Consider the following 15,362-nt stretch of genomic DNA (forward strand, 5'->3'; position numbering starts at 1 on the left):
CATGGCTCCCGCTTCCACGGACTCTACTTCGCGACACAAGAATGGAATATCAAAGCTGGATGTGCCTGATTTGCGGCTGGATTTACGACGAAGAAGCCGGTTTGCCGGACGAAGGCATTGCGCCGGGCACCCGCTGGGAGCACGTTCCCATCAACTGGACCTGCCCGGAATGCGGAGCGCGCAAGGAAGACTTCGAGATGGTCCAGATCTGAGGTCCAACGCGTCGACGCGGAACGTCCCCGGTTGCGCCGTGTCGCAACGGTAGTCTGCCATTGTCCTGTCACCAGCTCGCGCATTAGCCGATCAGTCTCTCGCGCGGCGCTGAGTGGCGGCCCGTCAGCTTCCTGTCGCCTGCCCATGACTCTTCGATCCGCTGCACCCGATCCCTTCGATGCATTGCCGAATCCACGCGGCGGCGCTGTCCGTTCGGCGGAACTGGCGCTGGCCGAGGCGCTGCTAGCGTTCGAACAACACAGCGAGAGCACGTCGGCGCTGCTGCGTGCGTCGCACGCGTTGCGCGAAGCCGGCTGGCTGAGCGCGCAGCGCTTCGCGGACGCGCTGGTGCGGCTTTCGCCTTTGGCCGACGAGGGTGACTCGACTCACCCGACTCACCAGGTTAGCCCGGCTGACACGAACAGTGCGCGACCCGCGTTCGGCGCGGCGCTGCGCGATTTCCGCGCGGCGCTCGAACGCCACAATCTGCACGAGCTGTCCTGCTCGCCCAGTCTGTTCAACCACTATCGCGTGCTTTGCACTCATCTGTCGGAGCACACGCCCGGTTCGACCGTCGCTTTCGAAGACCTCGCGCTGAGCGGGCGCCCGGTGCCGCCGGTGTCGCTGCACGCCCAGTCCGCGGATCAACTCGCCCATTTGCGGGCGCGCTATGAGCGCGCGCTGCTGCCCGTGTTGCGGTCGCAGCCCGACAACAGCGGCGCCGCGTTGGCGTTCACGAACGCGGCGCTCGACGAACTGGACACCGTCCTGGCCGAACTCGCCGGCCCGGACCCCTACGATTTCTGGCGCCTCGCCAAAGCCTGCGCCAAGGCGCTGCGCGTTAGCGGCCGTGCGACCGGAGGAGCCGACGCGCGCCGCTTTTATGCGCGCTGCAACCTTACACTGGCCGATCACGCGCACGGCATCGAGCGCGCGCCGCGTTCCCTGGTGCGCGCAACTCTGGCGCTGCTCTGGCGCGATTACGCGTTGTTCGGCGCTGCGGCGGAAGATGCCGACCAGGTCGAGGTGCTGCACGACTATGGCTTGACGGTCGATTGGCACGTCGCGGGCACCCAGGCATCCGAAATGCTTTGGGAGGCCGACGCCGTCCAGGCGCAGACGATCAGCGTGACCCGTACGGCGCTGACACGTGAGTTGGGCGTGTTGACCGTCAACTCGCATGCTTATGAAGATTTCCTGCAGACGGCGGATGCCTCGATTTCGGCGCTGACCGAGCATGCCCGCGCGGCCGATCAGCCCGAGAAAGCCGATCCGAGCGAAGCGCTGCAGGCGGGTGACGCCGCTTACCGGCTCGGCGCCGCCGCGTCCGCGCTGGGCCTCGGCCACGTGGCGCTGGTGGCCGATGCGCTCGGGCTTGCCTGGCGCCGCCGCGCGCACGCCGGTGTATCGACGCCGGCGGTGCGCTCCCATGTCGTCGTCGGTGCGCCGGCGGCGAGCACGCTCGAGCAGGCTGCCGAAGCGTTGCGCGCCATGTTGCATAAAGTCGCTGCGGGCGTCGCACCGGCAGGCAGCAGCGCCGCACTGGCCGCATTGACGCGCGCGATCGAGCAGGGCGGCGCCTGAACGGCTGCGCAATCAGCATCAGCAGCATGTTCTGCGCGCCGGCAGGCATCCTCAGCCAGCCGCGGCGAGGACCAAGGTCGACCGCGGAGGCACGCGATATGCGTGTCGAAAACACCGCTAACCGCGCCATGGACAAGGCCTGCGTGCGTGATAGAGTGCAACTTGATTCGCCGTCGATGGCTCGCGGCGCATTTCATCGCGCACGTCGCGGTTCCGCGCTCAAAGCCCGCCATCCTGCATCGTCTTTGCTAAAATCCGAACTATGTCCAAGAGTACCGATCGCATCAATCTGACCAACCAGTTCCTGATCGCCATGCCGAGCATGGCGGATCCCACGTTTTCAGGAACGGTGGTCTACCTTTGCGATCACAGTGAGCGCGGTGCGCTCGGCCTCGTGATCAACCGGCCGACCGACATCGATCTGGAAGCGCTCTTCAGTCGCATCGATCTCAAACTCGAGATCGAACCCCTTCTTCATGTGCCCGTGTATTTTGGCGGCCCGGTGCAAACCGAGCGCGGCTTCGTGCTGCACGATCCGAAAGACGGCAATGCGTATACGTCGTCCATGTCGGTGCCGGGCGGGCTCGAGATGACCACCTCGAAAGATGTGCTCGAAGCCGTCGCGAGCGGCACCGGTCCGGAGCGCTTCCTGCTTACGCTCGGCCACGCCGGCTGGGGTGCGGGTCAGCTCGAAGAAGAGATTTCGAAGAACGGCTGGCTCACGGTCGAAGCCGACCCGAAAATCGTTTTCGACGTGCCCGCCGAAGAGCGCCTGGAAGCCGCGCTTGCGCTGCTCGGAATTTCGCTGTCGATGCTGTCGGGCGAAGCAGGTCACGCATGAACCTGCCGGCCGGACGTGAGGCGACGCTGCTTGCGTTCGACTATGGTGAAAAGCGGATCGGCGTGGCGGTGGGCAATTCGCTCACCCGCAGCGCACGGGCGCTCGTGATCGTGCAGAACCGCAGCCGCGAATATCGTTTCGAGGCGATCGGCAAGCTGATCTCCGAGTGGAAGCCGGACGCGCTGGTGGTCGGGTTGCCCATGCACCCGGACGGCACGCCGCACGAAATGACCCAACTCGCGAAGCGCTTCGGCAATCAGCTGAACGGCCGCTTCAATCTACCGGTAACGTGGATCGACGAGCGCTATTCGTCGGTCGAGGCGAAGGCGGAAATCCGCGCCGGCAACGGCCGCGCCGACATGCTTGACGCCGAAGCCGCCAGCATCATCCTCCAGCAATATCTAGACGGACTTTCCGACGATCATGAGTTCCATTGACGCCGAAGCGCTCTACAGCGCTTTGCTCGAACAGATTCGTGTCGCCTATGGTGACAAGCTCGGCGCCGCGCAGGACAGCGCAGAAGGTGCCGTGCTGGCCGGTATCTACAGCGGCGGCGCGTGGCTCGCCGAACGTCTCGCGCGCGACCTGCATTTGCCGAGCTTCGGCGTGGTGAACGTTGCGCTGCATCGCGACGACTACGCGAAAAAAGGCCTGCACTCGCAGGCGAGCCCGACCTCGCTGCCGTTTTCCGTGGACAAGCGCCGCATTGTGCTGGTGGACGATGTGCTCTACACCGGCCGCACGATTCGCGCGGCGTTGAACGAGTTGTACGACTACGGCCGGCCGGCGTCGGTCGAACTGGCGGTGCTGGCCGATCGCGGCGGACGCGAGCTGCCGGTGGCGGCGCGCTTCGTCGGCGGCGTGGTGCAAGTGCCCGCCGAGGCGACGCTCGTGCTGAGCCGCGAAGAGGGCGGTGACGGCGATGTCGGCGGCCATCAGCGTTTCACCTTTCACACCGAAGCCCGCGTCGATTGAACGCGGCTTTGCGCATCGAGCCGCATTAAGCCGTATTTAGCAATAAGCAGGTACATCATGAACACCGCCACCCAAACCTCCCAGGCTTCAGCCGACAGCGCCACCGAGCGTTTCCGTTACGGCTTCCTGAAGGGCAATCCGCAGCTCACGAAAAACGGCGAGCTCAAGCATCTGTTGTCGATCGAAGGCTTGCCGAAGGCGATCGTCAATCAGATTCTCGATACCGCCGACCAGTTCGTCAGCGTGACCGATCGCGAAGTGAAGAAGGTGCCGCTGTTGCGCGGCAAGTCGGTGTTCAATCTGTTCTTCGAGAACTCGACGCGCACTCGCACCACCTTCGAGATCGCCGCCACGCGTTTGTCGGCAGACGTGCTGAATCTGAACATCAATGCTTCGTCGACGAGCAAGGGTGAGTCGCTGCTCGACACGATCAACAACCTCTCGGCGATGCACGCCGATATGTTTGTCGTGCGTCATGCATCGAGCGGCGCGCCGTACCTGATCGCCCAGCACTGTGCGCCGCACGTGCACGTGATCAATGCCGGCGACGGCCGTCACGCACACCCGACCCAGGGTCTGCTCGACATGTACACGATCCGCCACTACAAGAAGGATTTCACGAATCTGCGCGTGGCGATCGTCGGCGACATTCTGCATTCGCGCGTCGCGCGTTCGGACATTCACGCGCTGACCACGCTCGGCGTGCCGGAAGTGCGCGCGATCGGACCGCGTACGCTGCTGCCGGGCGGTCTGGAGCAGATGGGCGTGCGCGTTTTCCACAACCTCGACGAAGGTCTGAAAGACGTCGACGTGATCATCATGCTGCGTTTGCAAAATGAGCGGATGAGCGGCCCGTTGCTGCCTTCGGCGCAGGAGTATTTCAAGAGCTGGGGTTTGACGCCGGAGCGCCTCGCGCTCGCCAAACCCGATGCGATCGTGATGCACCCGGGTCCGATGAACCGCGGCGTCGAAATCGATTCGCAGGTGGCCGACGGTCCGCAATCGGTGATTCTGAACCAGGTCACGTTCGGTATCGCGGTGCGTATGGCGGTGATGGGAATCGTCGCGGGCAATCACGATTGATCTCCCCACGGCGCGCACCAACACACGCGACACGTCACGCAGAACTTAGCTGAACGCTTGGCTAAAAATTAAGGCAGCGCATGAAGATTTATATTCAAGGTGGCACGCTGATCGATCCGGCAGCGGGCACCGAACAGCAGCAGGACATTTTTATCGCAGACGGCAAGATCGTCGCCATTGGCAATGCGCCTGCTGATTTCCACGCAGAGAAGACGATCGACGCCAAAGGCTTGTCGATCGCACCGGGCCTTGTCGACCTGTCCGCGCGTTTGCGCGAACCCGGCTACGAACACAAGGCGACGCTCGAATCCGAAATGGCCGCGGCGCTTGCCGGTGGCGTGACGAGTCTCGTGTGTCCGCCGGACACCGATCCGACGCTCGATGAACCGGGCCTCGTCGAGATGCTCAAGTTCCGTGCGCGCAATCTGGATCAGGCGCATGTGTATCCGCTTGGCGCGTTGACCGTCGGCCTGAAAGGGCAGGTCATCACCGAGATGGTCGAGCTGACCGAGGCGGGCTGTATCGGCTTTTCGCAGGCCGACGTGCCGGTGGTCGACACGCAGGTATTGATGCGTGCGTTGCAGTACGCGAAGACCTACGGCTACACCGTGTGGTTGCGTCCGGTCGACGCATATCTCGGCAAGGGAGGCGTGGCCGCGAGCGGCGCGCTGGCGTCCCGCCTTGGGCTGTCGGGCGTGCCGGTCTCGGCTGAGACGATCGCGCTGCACACGATTTTCGAACTCGTCCGCGTGACCGGCGCACGGGTGCATCTGTCGCATGTGTCGTCGGCGGCGGGCATTGAGTTGATGCGCGCGGCCAAGGCCGAAGGTTTGCCCGTGTCGTGCGACGTCACTGTGAATCATGTGCATCTGATCGACCTTGACATCGGCTACTTCGACGCGCAATTCCGGCTCGATCCGCCGTTGCGCCAGCAGCGCGATCGCGAAGCGATACGCGCGGGTCTCGTCGACGGCACGATCGACGCGATCTGCTCCGACCACACGCCCGTCGACGACGACGAAAAGCTTCTGCCGTTCGGTGAAGCCACGCCGGGCGCGACGGGGCTCGAGTTGTTCCTGTCGCTAACAGTCAAATGGGCCGACGAAACGCGCACGCCGTTGGCCAAGGCGCTGAACCGCATCACCACGGCGCCGGCCGATGTGCTGAAGCTCGAGGCGGCAGGCCGCATCGCCGTGGGCGCCGTCGCCGATCTCTGCGTGTTCGACCGCCACGCGTATTGGCGCGTCGAGCCGCGTGCATTGAAGAGCCAGGGGCACAACACGCCGTTCCTCGGCTACGAACTGCCTGCGCGCGTGCGGGCGACCATCGTGTCCGGTCACGTTGCGTTCGAACAGCGCTAATATTCGCGGCACTGCCCAGTTACGGAAAGCTCTGACAATGAAGCTCGCGTTACGCAAGGCCCGTCTCGTCGCCCATCTGCTGCACGGCATGTGGATCGTTGCGACGCGCTTTTCCAAGGCAGGTGCGGATGGGCGGCAGACGCTCAACCGCGAATGGTCACTGAAAATGCTGCGTCTATGCGGCATGCGGCTCGTCGTGCATAACGACAGCGCACGGCTCGACCGCGGCGCGCTCGTGGTCGCCAATCACATCTCGTGGATCGACATCTACGTGATCAATGCGTGGCGGCCCACGCCGTTCGTTTCGAAGGCCGAGATCCGGCAGTGGCCGGTGGTCGGCTGGCTGGCGCAGCAACTGGGCACGGTGTTCATCCAGCGCGAGAAGCGCAGCGATGCGAAGCGGATCATGCACGAACTGTCCGACCGCCTGGGCGCGGGCGAACTGATGTGCGTGTTTCCCGAAGGGACGACGTCAAACGGCCTGACGCTGCTGCCGTTTCACGCGAATATGTTCCAGGCCGCCGTGTCGGCCTCGGTGCCGGTGCAGCCGTTGTGCATCATGTATGAAGACGCGCAGGGCCGGCAATCCACCGCGCCTGCGTATATCGACGATCTGACGCTGGCTGATTCGCTGAATATGTTGTTGAGCGGCGGGCCGTTGACCGCGCACGTGTATGTCGGCGGGCCGCTCGCGCCGGGCGCGGATCGACGCACGCTGGCGGCGGAGGCGGAAGGGGTGATTACTGCGGCGTTGCGGGAGATGCAGAGTGGCTTGACGAGGTCCGGTGCTGCGATTGCGGCGTCGATTTCATCACTCAGTGCCGCTGACGCTGCCGATACCTCGCCGGCGCTGATCGAACCTGCTGATCAGTCAGGCCGGTCGGCTTAGTTACCGCCGCCTGGCTCGCGGCAGGCCTCGCAGTCGACCTGGGTCAGCGTGCGCTCCGCGGGATCTTGTGCAAGGCGCACGACGGAAAGTTTTTCGCCCCATACGCAGCCGGAATCCAGACCGATCAGGTTGTTGCGCAAGGTCAAACCGAGTGCAGCCCAATGGCCGAACACCACGGTGATATCGGCGGTTTTGCGCGACGGCACGTCGAACCACGGCATGCTGCCCGGCGGGGCTGAATTCAGGCCGCCGCTGCTGCTGAAATCCATCGCGCCTTCGGCATTGCAGAAGCGGATGCGCGTCAATGCGCTGCACGTCAGACGCAGACGCTCGATCCCCTTGATGCCTGGCTTCCAGCGATTCGGCTCGTTGCCATAGAGCCCCGCAAGCGTTTCCTTCCAGTCCGGCGCGCGCAGCGCCCGATGCAATTCGTCGGCGAGTTCCATCGTCAGGGTGGCGTCCCATTGCGGCAGCACGCCCGCATGCACCATCAGCATGCCGTTGTCGAAATGCGCGAGCGGACGGTGGCGGACCCATTCGAGCAGATCGGCGGCATCTGGCGCGGCGAGAATGTCGTCGATCGTGTCGCCTTTCTTCGATTTGCGAATTCCCGCCGACACCGACAGCAAATGCAGGTCGTGATTGCCCAGCACCGGCACCGCGCGGTCTCCCAACGCAATGATGTCGCGCAGCGTGGCGAGCGATTCGGACCCGCGATTGATCAGGTCGCCCGCGAACCATAGCGGTGTGTCTTCGGGCGGGGCGGCCTTGGCCAGCAACTGCTGGAACGACGTGCGGCAGCCTTGCAGGTCGCCGAAAGCGAGAGGTAGCGGGTGCGGCGACGCGACGGCAGTAGAGGTGGCGATGGAAGCGGTGGAGGATGTCATCGGGAAGTCGGTGCAGTTCGATACACGCGGTTACGAACAAGGCGTGCCGTGTTGGGCGGTGCAGCAAGTTAGCGTGACATAATAACCCCTTGAAGCATGGATATCGCGGCATGCGCCTCCAGGAGCCGCCAGCAACCGGCACGGCCGGGATGTTGTCCGGTGTACTGTTGCCGGCACGCGCGATATTGCACCACAACAGGATGACCCTCGTGAACGGAGAAAGCATGTCGTCTTCTCATGCGCAGCAACCTATCCGCACGCTCGTCACTGGGGCGAGTGGCTTCACTGGCCGCTATCTGGTCGACAATCTGCTCGGCCGTGGCCATACCGTGATCGAAACGGTGGGCGGGCGCGACGAGCCTGAAACGCCGACGCGCCTCAGGCTCGACATTACGTCGCCCGATGCGTGCCGGCGCGTGATCGAAACGGTGCGGCCCGACTACGTCGTGCATCTGGCGGCGATCAGCTTCGTGGGACATAACGATCCGCTCGACTTTTACCGCGTCAACGTGATCGGCACGCTGAATCTGCTGGAAGCCTGTGCGGCTGTTGGCCATACGCCCCGCAAGCTGCTGATCGCAAGCAGCGCGAATGTTTACGGCAACGTGACGAGCGACGCCATCGACGAAACCTTCCCGGTCACGCCGGTGAACCACTATGCCGCCAGCAAGGCGGCGATGGAAACAATGGTGCGGACCTGGTTCGACCGGCTGCCAATTTTGATCGTACGGCCGTTCAACTACACCGGCCGTGGGCAGACATCGAACTTTCTTGTGCCGAAGATCGTCGAGCATTTCGCGCGGCGCGCGCCAGCTATTGAGCTCGGTAATATCGACGTGGCGCGTGATTTTTCGGACGTCCGGTATGTGGCGAGCGCTTATGAGGCTTTGCTTGAGTCGGAGGCCGCTGCGTCGGAGACGGTCAATGTCTGTACCGGCACGCCTTATACACTGCGAGAGATTCTCTCGGCGGCGAGCGATTTGACCGGGCATGAGATCGAGATTCAGGTCAATCCCGCTTTCGTGCGACAAACCGACGTGAAGGTGCTGGCCGGGTCGCCGGCCAAGCTGCGCTCGCTGGTGCCGGAGGTCGAGGCGATTTCGTTTATGGATACGTTGCGGTGGATGTTGGCGGCTTAGGGGAATTTGTGACGCTTTGTGTCCAACTGTCCTGTTCCCACCATTCAGCAGACCGGTGTGATCAGGCTTTTTCAGGTTGTTCGGGTACGGATTTTGACCGGCTCGGCTCTATAATCGGGGCTTAATAAAATCGGCGTTTCAGCGTCTGTCCACGAGGGGCAGGGGTTGCCGCGGACGTCGACACACAGTGAACACGACAACGCGAGGTGAGCGGACCAGCAGGCCGAGTTGGTCCGCCACTACCATCTAGAAGGAAATTTCATGATCCTGGTAACGGGCGGTGCCGGATTTATCGGTGCCAATTTCGTGCTCGACTTGCTGGATACATCGGACGAAGCGGTGTTGAACGTAGACAAGCTGACCTACGCCGGCAATCTGGGTACGCTCAAGTCACAACAGGCCAATCCTCGACATGTGTTCGTGCGAGCCGATATCTGCGATCGCGCCGTGCTCGACGCGCTCTTCGCCGAGCACAAGCCGCGTGCCGTGCTGCACTTTGCCGCTGAAAGCCACGTGGACCGTTCGATCCACGGCCCGGCAGATTTTGTGCAGACCAACGTGGTCGGCACTTTTACGCTGCTCGAAGCCACCCGTCAGTACTGGAATACGCTCGGCGAAGCCGACAAGGCCGCGTTCCGTTTCCTGCACGTCTCAACCGACGAAGTGTTCGGCTCGCTGTCCGCTACCGATCCGCAATTCTCCGAAACCACGCCGTACGCGCCGAATAGCCCCTATTCGGCCACCAAGGCGGGTTCCGACCATCTAGTGCGTGCTTACCATCACACGTATGGCCTGCCGGTGCTCACCACGAACTGCTCGAACAACTACGGCCCGTACCAGTTCCCCGAGAAGCTGATTCCACTGATGATCGCCAATGCGCTCGGCGGCAAGGCGCTGCCGGTTTACGGCGACGGTCAGAACGTGCGCGACTGGTTGTATGTCGGCGACCATTGCAGCGCGATCCGCGAAGTGCTCGCGCGCGGCACGCCGGGCGAGACGTACAACATCGGCGGCTGGAACGAAAAGAAGAACCTCGACGTTGTGCATACGCTGTGCGACTTGCTCGATCAATTGCGTCCGAAGGCGAGTGCTTCGTACCGCGACCAGATCACCTACGTGAAGGATCGTCCGGGCCACGATCGTCGTTATGCGATCGACGCGCGCAAGCTTGAACGCGAACTCGGCTGGACGCCCGCGGAAACCTTCGAGACCGGACTCGCGAAAACGGTTCGTTGGTATCTCGAGCATCAGACGTGGGTCGACGAAGTGGCTTCCGGTGAATATAGGAAGTGGGTCGAGACGAATTACTCCCAACGTTCATAAGGGATTCGAGATGGCGCGCAAAGGCATTATTCTCGCTGGCGGTTCCGGCACTCGCCTGTACCCGATTACGCAGGTTGTATCGAAGCAACTCCTGCCGGTGTACGACAAACCGATGATCTACTATCCGCTGTCAACGCTGATGATCGCCGGCATTCGCGATGTGCTGATTATCTCGACCCCCGAGGACACGCCGCGTTTCACGGCGATGCTCGGCGACGGCAGCCAGTGGGGAATGAATTTCCAGTACGCAGTACAGCCGTCGCCGGACGGGCTCGCACAGGCCTTCGTGATCGGTCGCGACTTCATTGGCAACGAGACATCGGCGTTGATTCTCGGTGACAACATTTTCTATGGCCATGATCTCGCGAGCCAACTCAGCCACGCGAACCAGCGCACTGATGGCGCGACCGTATTCGCATATCACGTGCAGGATCCCGAACGATACGGCGTGGTCGAGTTCGACAAGGATTTTCGCGCGCTGTCGATCGAAGAAAAGCCGCTCACACCGCGTTCGAATTACGCGGTCACTGGTCTTTACTTCTACGACCGAGACGTCTGCAACATTGCCGCCGACATCAAGCCCTCCGCGCGTGGCGAGCTTGAAATCACCGACGTCAATTCGACGTACCTGAAGACCGGCAATCTGAGCGTCGAGCTAATGGGGCGCGGCTACGCATGGCTCGATACTGGCACGCACGATTCACTGATCGATGCGGCGACTTTTATCGCGACCTTGCAGAAACGCCAAGGCCTCGTGGTTGCGTGCCCTGAGGAGGTGGCGTTTCGTCAGCGCTGGATCGACGCGGAACAGGTCGAACGGCTCGCCAGGCCTCTCGCGAAGAACGCCTACGGCAAATATCTGCTCAAGCTCGTTTCGGATCCTCTCGCATGAAACTCAACGTCATTCCGACCTCGCTCCCGGAAGTGAAAATCGTCGAACCTAAGGTGTTTGCGGATGCTCGCGGGTTTTTCTTCGAAAGCTTCAACGCGAAAGAATTCGCGGAAGCGCTCGGCGTCAATGCCGAGTTTGTGCAGGACAACCACTCGTTGTCCGCGAAGAACGTCGTACGCGGCTTGCACTATCAGCTCGTGCGGCCGCAGGGCAAGCTCGTGCGCGTCGTGTCGGGCGAAGTGTTCGACGTCGCGGTCGATATCCGCAAGGGTTCGCCGACGTTCGGTCAATGGGCGGGCGAGCGGCTGAGCGCGGAAAACAAGCGGCAGATGTGGATTCCGGCCGGCTTCGCGCACGGCTTCGCTGTGTTGTCGGAGCAGGCCGAGTTTCTGTACAAGACGACCGATTACTGGTTTGCCGAACATGAGCGTTGCATGCTGTGGAACGATTCGCGGATCGGCATCGAATGGCCGCTCGAGGGCGAGCCGCTGTTGGCCGCGAAAGACGCGGCCGCGCCGCACCTGGCCGATGCCGAATTGCCGGATTGAAGGGGCGAATCATGAACGAGCAGCGCGTCGTGTTGTTGACCGGCATTAACGGTCAGGTCGGTTTCGAATTGCAACGCAGTTTGCAGGGGCTGGGCAAAATCGTTGCGCTCGATCGCAGCCGGCTGGATCTGCGCGATCCGCAGCAAATTCGCGACGTTGTACGCGCGACTAAACCGGCGGTGATCGTCAATCCGGCTGCGTATACCGCGGTTGACGCGGCGGAAACCGACGTCGTGGGTGCTACGCAGCTCAACGTTGACGCGCCGCGCGTATTCGCAGAGGAAGCAAAGCGCATAGGCGCCGCGCTCGTCCACTACTCCACTGATTACGTGTTCGACGGCACGAAGCACGGCGCGTACGTCGAGGGCGATCAGACCGGTCCACAAAACGTGTATGGCCGGACCAAGCTCGCGGGCGAGGCGGCGATTGCCGACACCGGCTGCGATCATTTGATCCTGCGCACAAGCTGGGTGTATGGCATGCGTGGCAAGAACTTCCTGCTGACAATGCTGCGCCTCGGCGCGGAGCGCGACGAACTGAGTGTCGTCGCCGATCAGCATGGCGCCCCGACGTGGGCGAACACGATCGCGTCCTTGACGTCGAATGTGCTCGCGGAATCCATCGCGGGCGGTGCAAACGAGGTTCGTGACTGGTGGCGCAGGCATTCGGGCGTCTATCATCTGACCGCGTCCGGTGCGACCTCGTGGCACGGTTTCGCTGAGGCGATCTTCGAAATGGCGGGCGACGGCAAGTGTCCACTGGTCAAGCCGATTCCCGCAGCTTCTTATCCGACGCCCGCCGCGCGGCCAGCCAATTCGGCGCTGTCGAACGACAGGTTGGCTGCCGCGTTCGGGCTTCGCGCGCCGGACTGGCGTGACGCCCTGCGCTTGTGCCTCGAAGGCCGTTGATCAGCGCCAGGGTCATTCCCGTTTCGCTGAGCAAGGAGAACTACGATGTCAAAGCGTGAGCGCATCCGAATGCTGTCAGTGGAGGCGTTGTCCAGCAAGCGGCAACGACTCGACTTTCAGACCTTCGAGTACGAACGTGACGACGGCAGCAGGCAGGTACTGAGCCGCGAGATCTACCATGTCGGCGACGGCGCGACCGCGCTGCTGTATGACCTTGCGCGGCGCACAGTGATCCTCGTGAATCAGTTCAGATTACCCGCATATCTGCGCGGTGAGAGCGGCTGGGTGCTGGAGACGCCCGCCGGTTTTCTCGACGGCTCGGCGCCAGAAGTGCGCGCGCGCGACGAGGTTGCCGAGGAAGCCGGCTATCGCGTCGGCGAGATGCGCAAGGTGTTCGAAGCGCTGATGATTCCGGGCTGCGTGACGCATGTCGTGCATGGTTTCGTCGCACCCTACACCGCGGCCGACCGGATCGACGCGGGTGGCGGACTTATCGACGAAGGCGAGGATATCGCGGTCGTCGAACTGACGATCGACCGTGCGCTCGGCATGATCGTCAGCGGCGAGATCACCGATGCGAAGACGATCATGCTGCTCCAGCACGCGGCGCTTCATTTGTTCCACTAGGCGTGAAGCACACGCCGCGCGTCAGCGGAGTTCAGGGACGATGAACTGGTGGTAGTCGAACGACGTCGGCAGATTCGAAAAATACTCGGGAGACACGCCGCATGAGCCGAAAAATTTCGCACTCCAGCCGGCGTCCGGTTTGCGCGCGAAATGCAGGCGTTTTTGCGGCGAGCAGTGCATGTCTTCGTTGTCGAGGTTCGACAGCAATTGCCATTCAACGCTGACCATATTGCCGTCCACCTTGCAGATCTTCCCCTGCAGCAACAGCTTCGTCGCGGGCTTCGCACAGACGTCCGGACGGTCTTCCGCAGGCGAAAACGCATACGCGACCCGGCTGCCCGGTTCGACATACGTGAGCGGCGAGCTCAGGAAACCGTGGCCAATTTCGTCGACTGCCGGCACGCCGAGCAAGTCGGCGAAACGGTTCAGCACGCGGCGCTTGTTGAGCTTCGTCGCAAGACCGAGCGATTGCGCGACTTGCAACGGATCGTCGCGCACCAGCACGGCGGGCAGGCTATCAGCGTCATCCGCGAGAACGGCTTCCGTGGCGGCCGAGTGATTGCCGGTGTTCAGCAGTAACAGGTCTGGCTGATAGTGCATCAGCAGATCGGCGATTTCACGGTCGTGCGAGCGGATCGCCTGCATCAACGGCGTGTCGCCGGCCGCGTCCTGCACATTCTGTTTCCCACCTTTCGTGATCAGTAGGCGCACCAGCGGCGGATAGTGCGCGGCAACGGCCTTCGTGAAGTCGTCGTTGTAGTCGTATTGCGCGAATCCCGACAGCGATACGAATAGCAGCGCAGTGGCTACGAATCTGATGCGATGGCTCATGCCCGCGCCTCCATGAATGAACCGATGACCCGTTTGCCGACGCTTATGCACGGCTTCTCGACGAGCCGGTAGGTGGTCTCTGCGAGCGCCAACACAATCGCCAACAACAGCACGAACTGCAACGCATAGCCGGTGCGAGTCAGCTTGAGAAAATAGGGAATCCGTTCGTAGTAGCGGAAGTAGAGATCGTTGTAGACGAGGATCAACAGAACGTGGCCGAGGTAGATCGAATACGAACGCGCACCGATGTATTCGAGCACGCCGGTCAGGCCGGGAATGTTCAGGATCCAGCCGCGTTCGAGCGATGCGAAGGTCACGAGTGCCACCGACACCAGCGCATAGCCGCAAAACGCCGCGCTCGAGGAAAAGAACTGGTTTGACGAGCCGCCGCCGATATCGGTGTTTAGTACACCCGGCAGCAGGGCGAGCAGCGCGCAAAACGCAACGCCGACCAGCGTCTTGAGCACCGCGCGCACGCGCGGATTGCGCAGCGTGTCGATCAGCGCGGACGGGCGGTCCGCGCTTGCATCTGCGATGGTCTGGAATCGCCACAGCGGCAAATGCCGGTATTGATCGACCAGCAGCGCGATGATCACGCCATACAGCAGTTCGTCGAAACGCGTATGCGACAGATCGGCGATACTGACTGCAGTCATCGGCCGTGCGACGAACAGCACCAGACAAACGCCGATCGCCAACGCCGCTAACCGATAAGACGTGCGGCCGCATAGCACGAGAAGCAACGGTGCGATCAGGTAGAAATGCTCTTCGATCGACAGGCTATAGTAGTGCGACATGTTGGTCGGAATGCCGCTGTACACCATCGCGTAGTTGTAAATGCCTCCCGCGAACGCGATGCCTTCGCGAAAGATATCGGCGGGCCGCGCGAAAATCGCAATGCTGCCCGTCGCCTTCATCACGACCGCGACGATCCAGTAAAGAAAAATATAGAAGAACGCGGACGGCGCGATCCGGAAAACCCGCCGCAGATAGAACGCGATGATCTGCTGCTTGCTGCGTTCGAGACGCTCGACGGGCGACGCGCCGAGCGCGTCTGGCAGTGTCGCGAGGAACGAGCGCGAAACGACGAATCCGGAGATCACGAAAAACAGATCCACGCCGGTGAACGGCGAGTACAGATACGGGCTGAACAGTTGCTTGAACGGCGCATGAACGATGATCGTGAGCAGCACCGCGACTGCACGCAACCGCTCGATTTCGAGGTTTTTATGACTCATGTGATTTACCGCCAGGCGGGACT

General features: G+C 62.3%; 17 protein-coding genes. 14 read left to right on the forward strand and 3 right to left on the reverse strand.

Translation table 11 applies throughout. From position 1 onward, the window contains the following. Positions 1–41: 41 nt before the first annotated feature. The 8 genes from B0G76_RS38525 (at position 42) to B0G76_RS38560 (ending at position 6,946) form a co-directional block, all read left to right on the forward strand. Positions 42–212, forward strand: coding sequence for a rubredoxin (locus B0G76_RS38525; RefSeq protein WP_120297887.1), 171 nt, complete (start codon positions 42–44; stop codon positions 210–212). Positions 213–357: 145 nt separating this feature from the next. Further along, positions 358–1,797, forward strand: coding sequence for a hypothetical protein (locus B0G76_RS38530; protein WP_120297888.1), 1,440 nt, complete (start codon positions 358–360; stop codon positions 1,795–1,797). A 262-nt stretch (positions 1,798–2,059) separates the two neighbouring features. Then, the gene (locus B0G76_RS38535) at positions 2,060–2,638 is read left to right on the forward strand and encodes a YqgE/AlgH family protein (RefSeq protein ID WP_054041678.1); all 579 of its coding nucleotides are present in this window, start codon (positions 2,060–2,062) and stop codon (positions 2,636–2,638) included. Beyond that, the gene (gene ruvX, locus B0G76_RS38540; protein WP_120297889.1) at positions 2,635–3,075 is read left to right on the forward strand and encodes a Holliday junction resolvase RuvX; all 441 of its coding nucleotides are present in this window, start codon (positions 2,635–2,637) and stop codon (positions 3,073–3,075) included. Before B0G76_RS38535 ends, ruvX begins: the two co-directional genes overlap by 4 nt. Continuing rightward, positions 3,062–3,613 (forward strand): bifunctional pyr operon transcriptional regulator/uracil phosphoribosyltransferase PyrR, encoded by a 552-nt coding sequence (gene pyrR / locus B0G76_RS38545; RefSeq protein WP_120297890.1) that lies wholly within the window; start codon positions 3,062–3,064, stop codon positions 3,611–3,613. The genes ruvX and pyrR overlap by 14 nt, the downstream gene beginning before the upstream one ends. A 57-nt stretch (positions 3,614–3,670) precedes the next feature. Further along, positions 3,671–4,696 (forward strand): aspartate carbamoyltransferase catalytic subunit, encoded by a 1,026-nt coding sequence (locus B0G76_RS38550; protein ID WP_120297891.1) that lies wholly within the window; start codon positions 3,671–3,673, stop codon positions 4,694–4,696. Positions 4,697–4,776: 80 nt separating this feature from the next. Further along, positions 4,777–6,057: a dihydroorotase gene (locus B0G76_RS38555; RefSeq protein ID WP_120297892.1), complete on the forward strand. Its 1,281-nt coding sequence runs from the start codon at positions 4,777–4,779 to the stop codon at positions 6,055–6,057. Between the two features lie 37 nt (positions 6,058–6,094). Then, the gene (locus tag B0G76_RS38560; RefSeq protein ID WP_120297893.1) at positions 6,095–6,946 is read left to right on the forward strand and encodes a 1-acyl-sn-glycerol-3-phosphate acyltransferase; all 852 of its coding nucleotides are present in this window, start codon (positions 6,095–6,097) and stop codon (positions 6,944–6,946) included. Here the strand turns inward: B0G76_RS38560 and B0G76_RS38565 are convergent. Continuing rightward, the gene (locus tag B0G76_RS38565; RefSeq protein ID WP_120297894.1) at positions 6,943–7,833 is read right to left on the reverse strand and encodes a symmetrical bis(5'-nucleosyl)-tetraphosphatase; all 891 of its coding nucleotides are present in this window, start codon (positions 7,831–7,833) and stop codon (positions 6,943–6,945) included. The genes B0G76_RS38560 and B0G76_RS38565 overlap by 4 nt on opposite strands. A gap of 224 nt (positions 7,834–8,057) precedes the next feature. Between B0G76_RS38565 and B0G76_RS38570 the strand changes: the two genes are divergently transcribed. The 6 genes from B0G76_RS38570 (at position 8,058) to B0G76_RS38595 (ending at position 13,270) form a co-directional block, all read left to right on the forward strand. Continuing rightward, positions 8,058–8,972, forward strand: coding sequence for a GDP-mannose 4,6-dehydratase (locus B0G76_RS38570; RefSeq protein WP_120298107.1), 915 nt, complete (start codon positions 8,058–8,060; stop codon positions 8,970–8,972). Between the two features lie 261 nt (positions 8,973–9,233). Next, positions 9,234–10,295: a dTDP-glucose 4,6-dehydratase gene (gene rfbB / locus B0G76_RS38575; protein WP_120297895.1), complete on the forward strand. Its 1,062-nt coding sequence runs from the start codon at positions 9,234–9,236 to the stop codon at positions 10,293–10,295. 10 nt (positions 10,296–10,305) lie between these two features. Further along, positions 10,306–11,187 (forward strand): glucose-1-phosphate thymidylyltransferase RfbA, encoded by an 882-nt coding sequence (gene rfbA, locus B0G76_RS38580; protein WP_120297896.1) that lies wholly within the window; start codon positions 10,306–10,308, stop codon positions 11,185–11,187. Beyond that, positions 11,184–11,735: a dTDP-4-dehydrorhamnose 3,5-epimerase gene (gene rfbC, locus B0G76_RS38585; protein ID WP_120297897.1), complete on the forward strand. Its 552-nt coding sequence runs from the start codon at positions 11,184–11,186 to the stop codon at positions 11,733–11,735. The genes rfbA and rfbC overlap by 4 nt, the downstream gene beginning before the upstream one ends. Before the next feature lie 11 nt (positions 11,736–11,746). Further along, a complete protein-coding gene (rfbD, locus tag B0G76_RS38590; protein ID WP_120297898.1) occupies positions 11,747–12,643 on the forward strand; it encodes a dTDP-4-dehydrorhamnose reductase in 897 nt (298 codons plus the stop codon). 45 nt (positions 12,644–12,688) lie between these two features. Further along, entirely contained in the window at positions 12,689–13,270 is a 582-nt protein-coding gene (locus B0G76_RS38595) for a GDP-mannose pyrophosphatase (protein ID WP_120297899.1), read from the forward strand. A gap of 21 nt (positions 13,271–13,291) precedes the next feature. On the opposite strand, the gene B0G76_RS38600 is transcribed toward B0G76_RS38595, so the two are convergent. Both B0G76_RS38600 and B0G76_RS38605 read right to left on the reverse strand, forming a co-directional pair. Beyond that, positions 13,292–14,101 (reverse strand): ankyrin repeat domain-containing protein, encoded by an 810-nt coding sequence (locus B0G76_RS38600; RefSeq protein WP_120297900.1) that lies wholly within the window; start codon positions 14,099–14,101, stop codon positions 13,292–13,294. Continuing rightward, positions 14,098–15,339 carry an acyltransferase gene (locus B0G76_RS38605; protein WP_120297901.1) on the reverse strand — a complete coding sequence of 414 codons (1,242 nt, stop codon included), beginning with the start codon at positions 15,337–15,339 and terminating at the stop codon, positions 14,098–14,100. Before B0G76_RS38605 ends, B0G76_RS38600 begins: the two co-directional genes overlap by 4 nt. Positions 15,340–15,362 lie beyond the last annotated feature (23 nt).

It is taken from the genome of Paraburkholderia sp. BL23I1N1 (genome assembly GCF_003610295.1).
Lineage (GTDB): Bacteria > Pseudomonadota > Gammaproteobacteria > Burkholderiales > Burkholderiaceae > Paraburkholderia.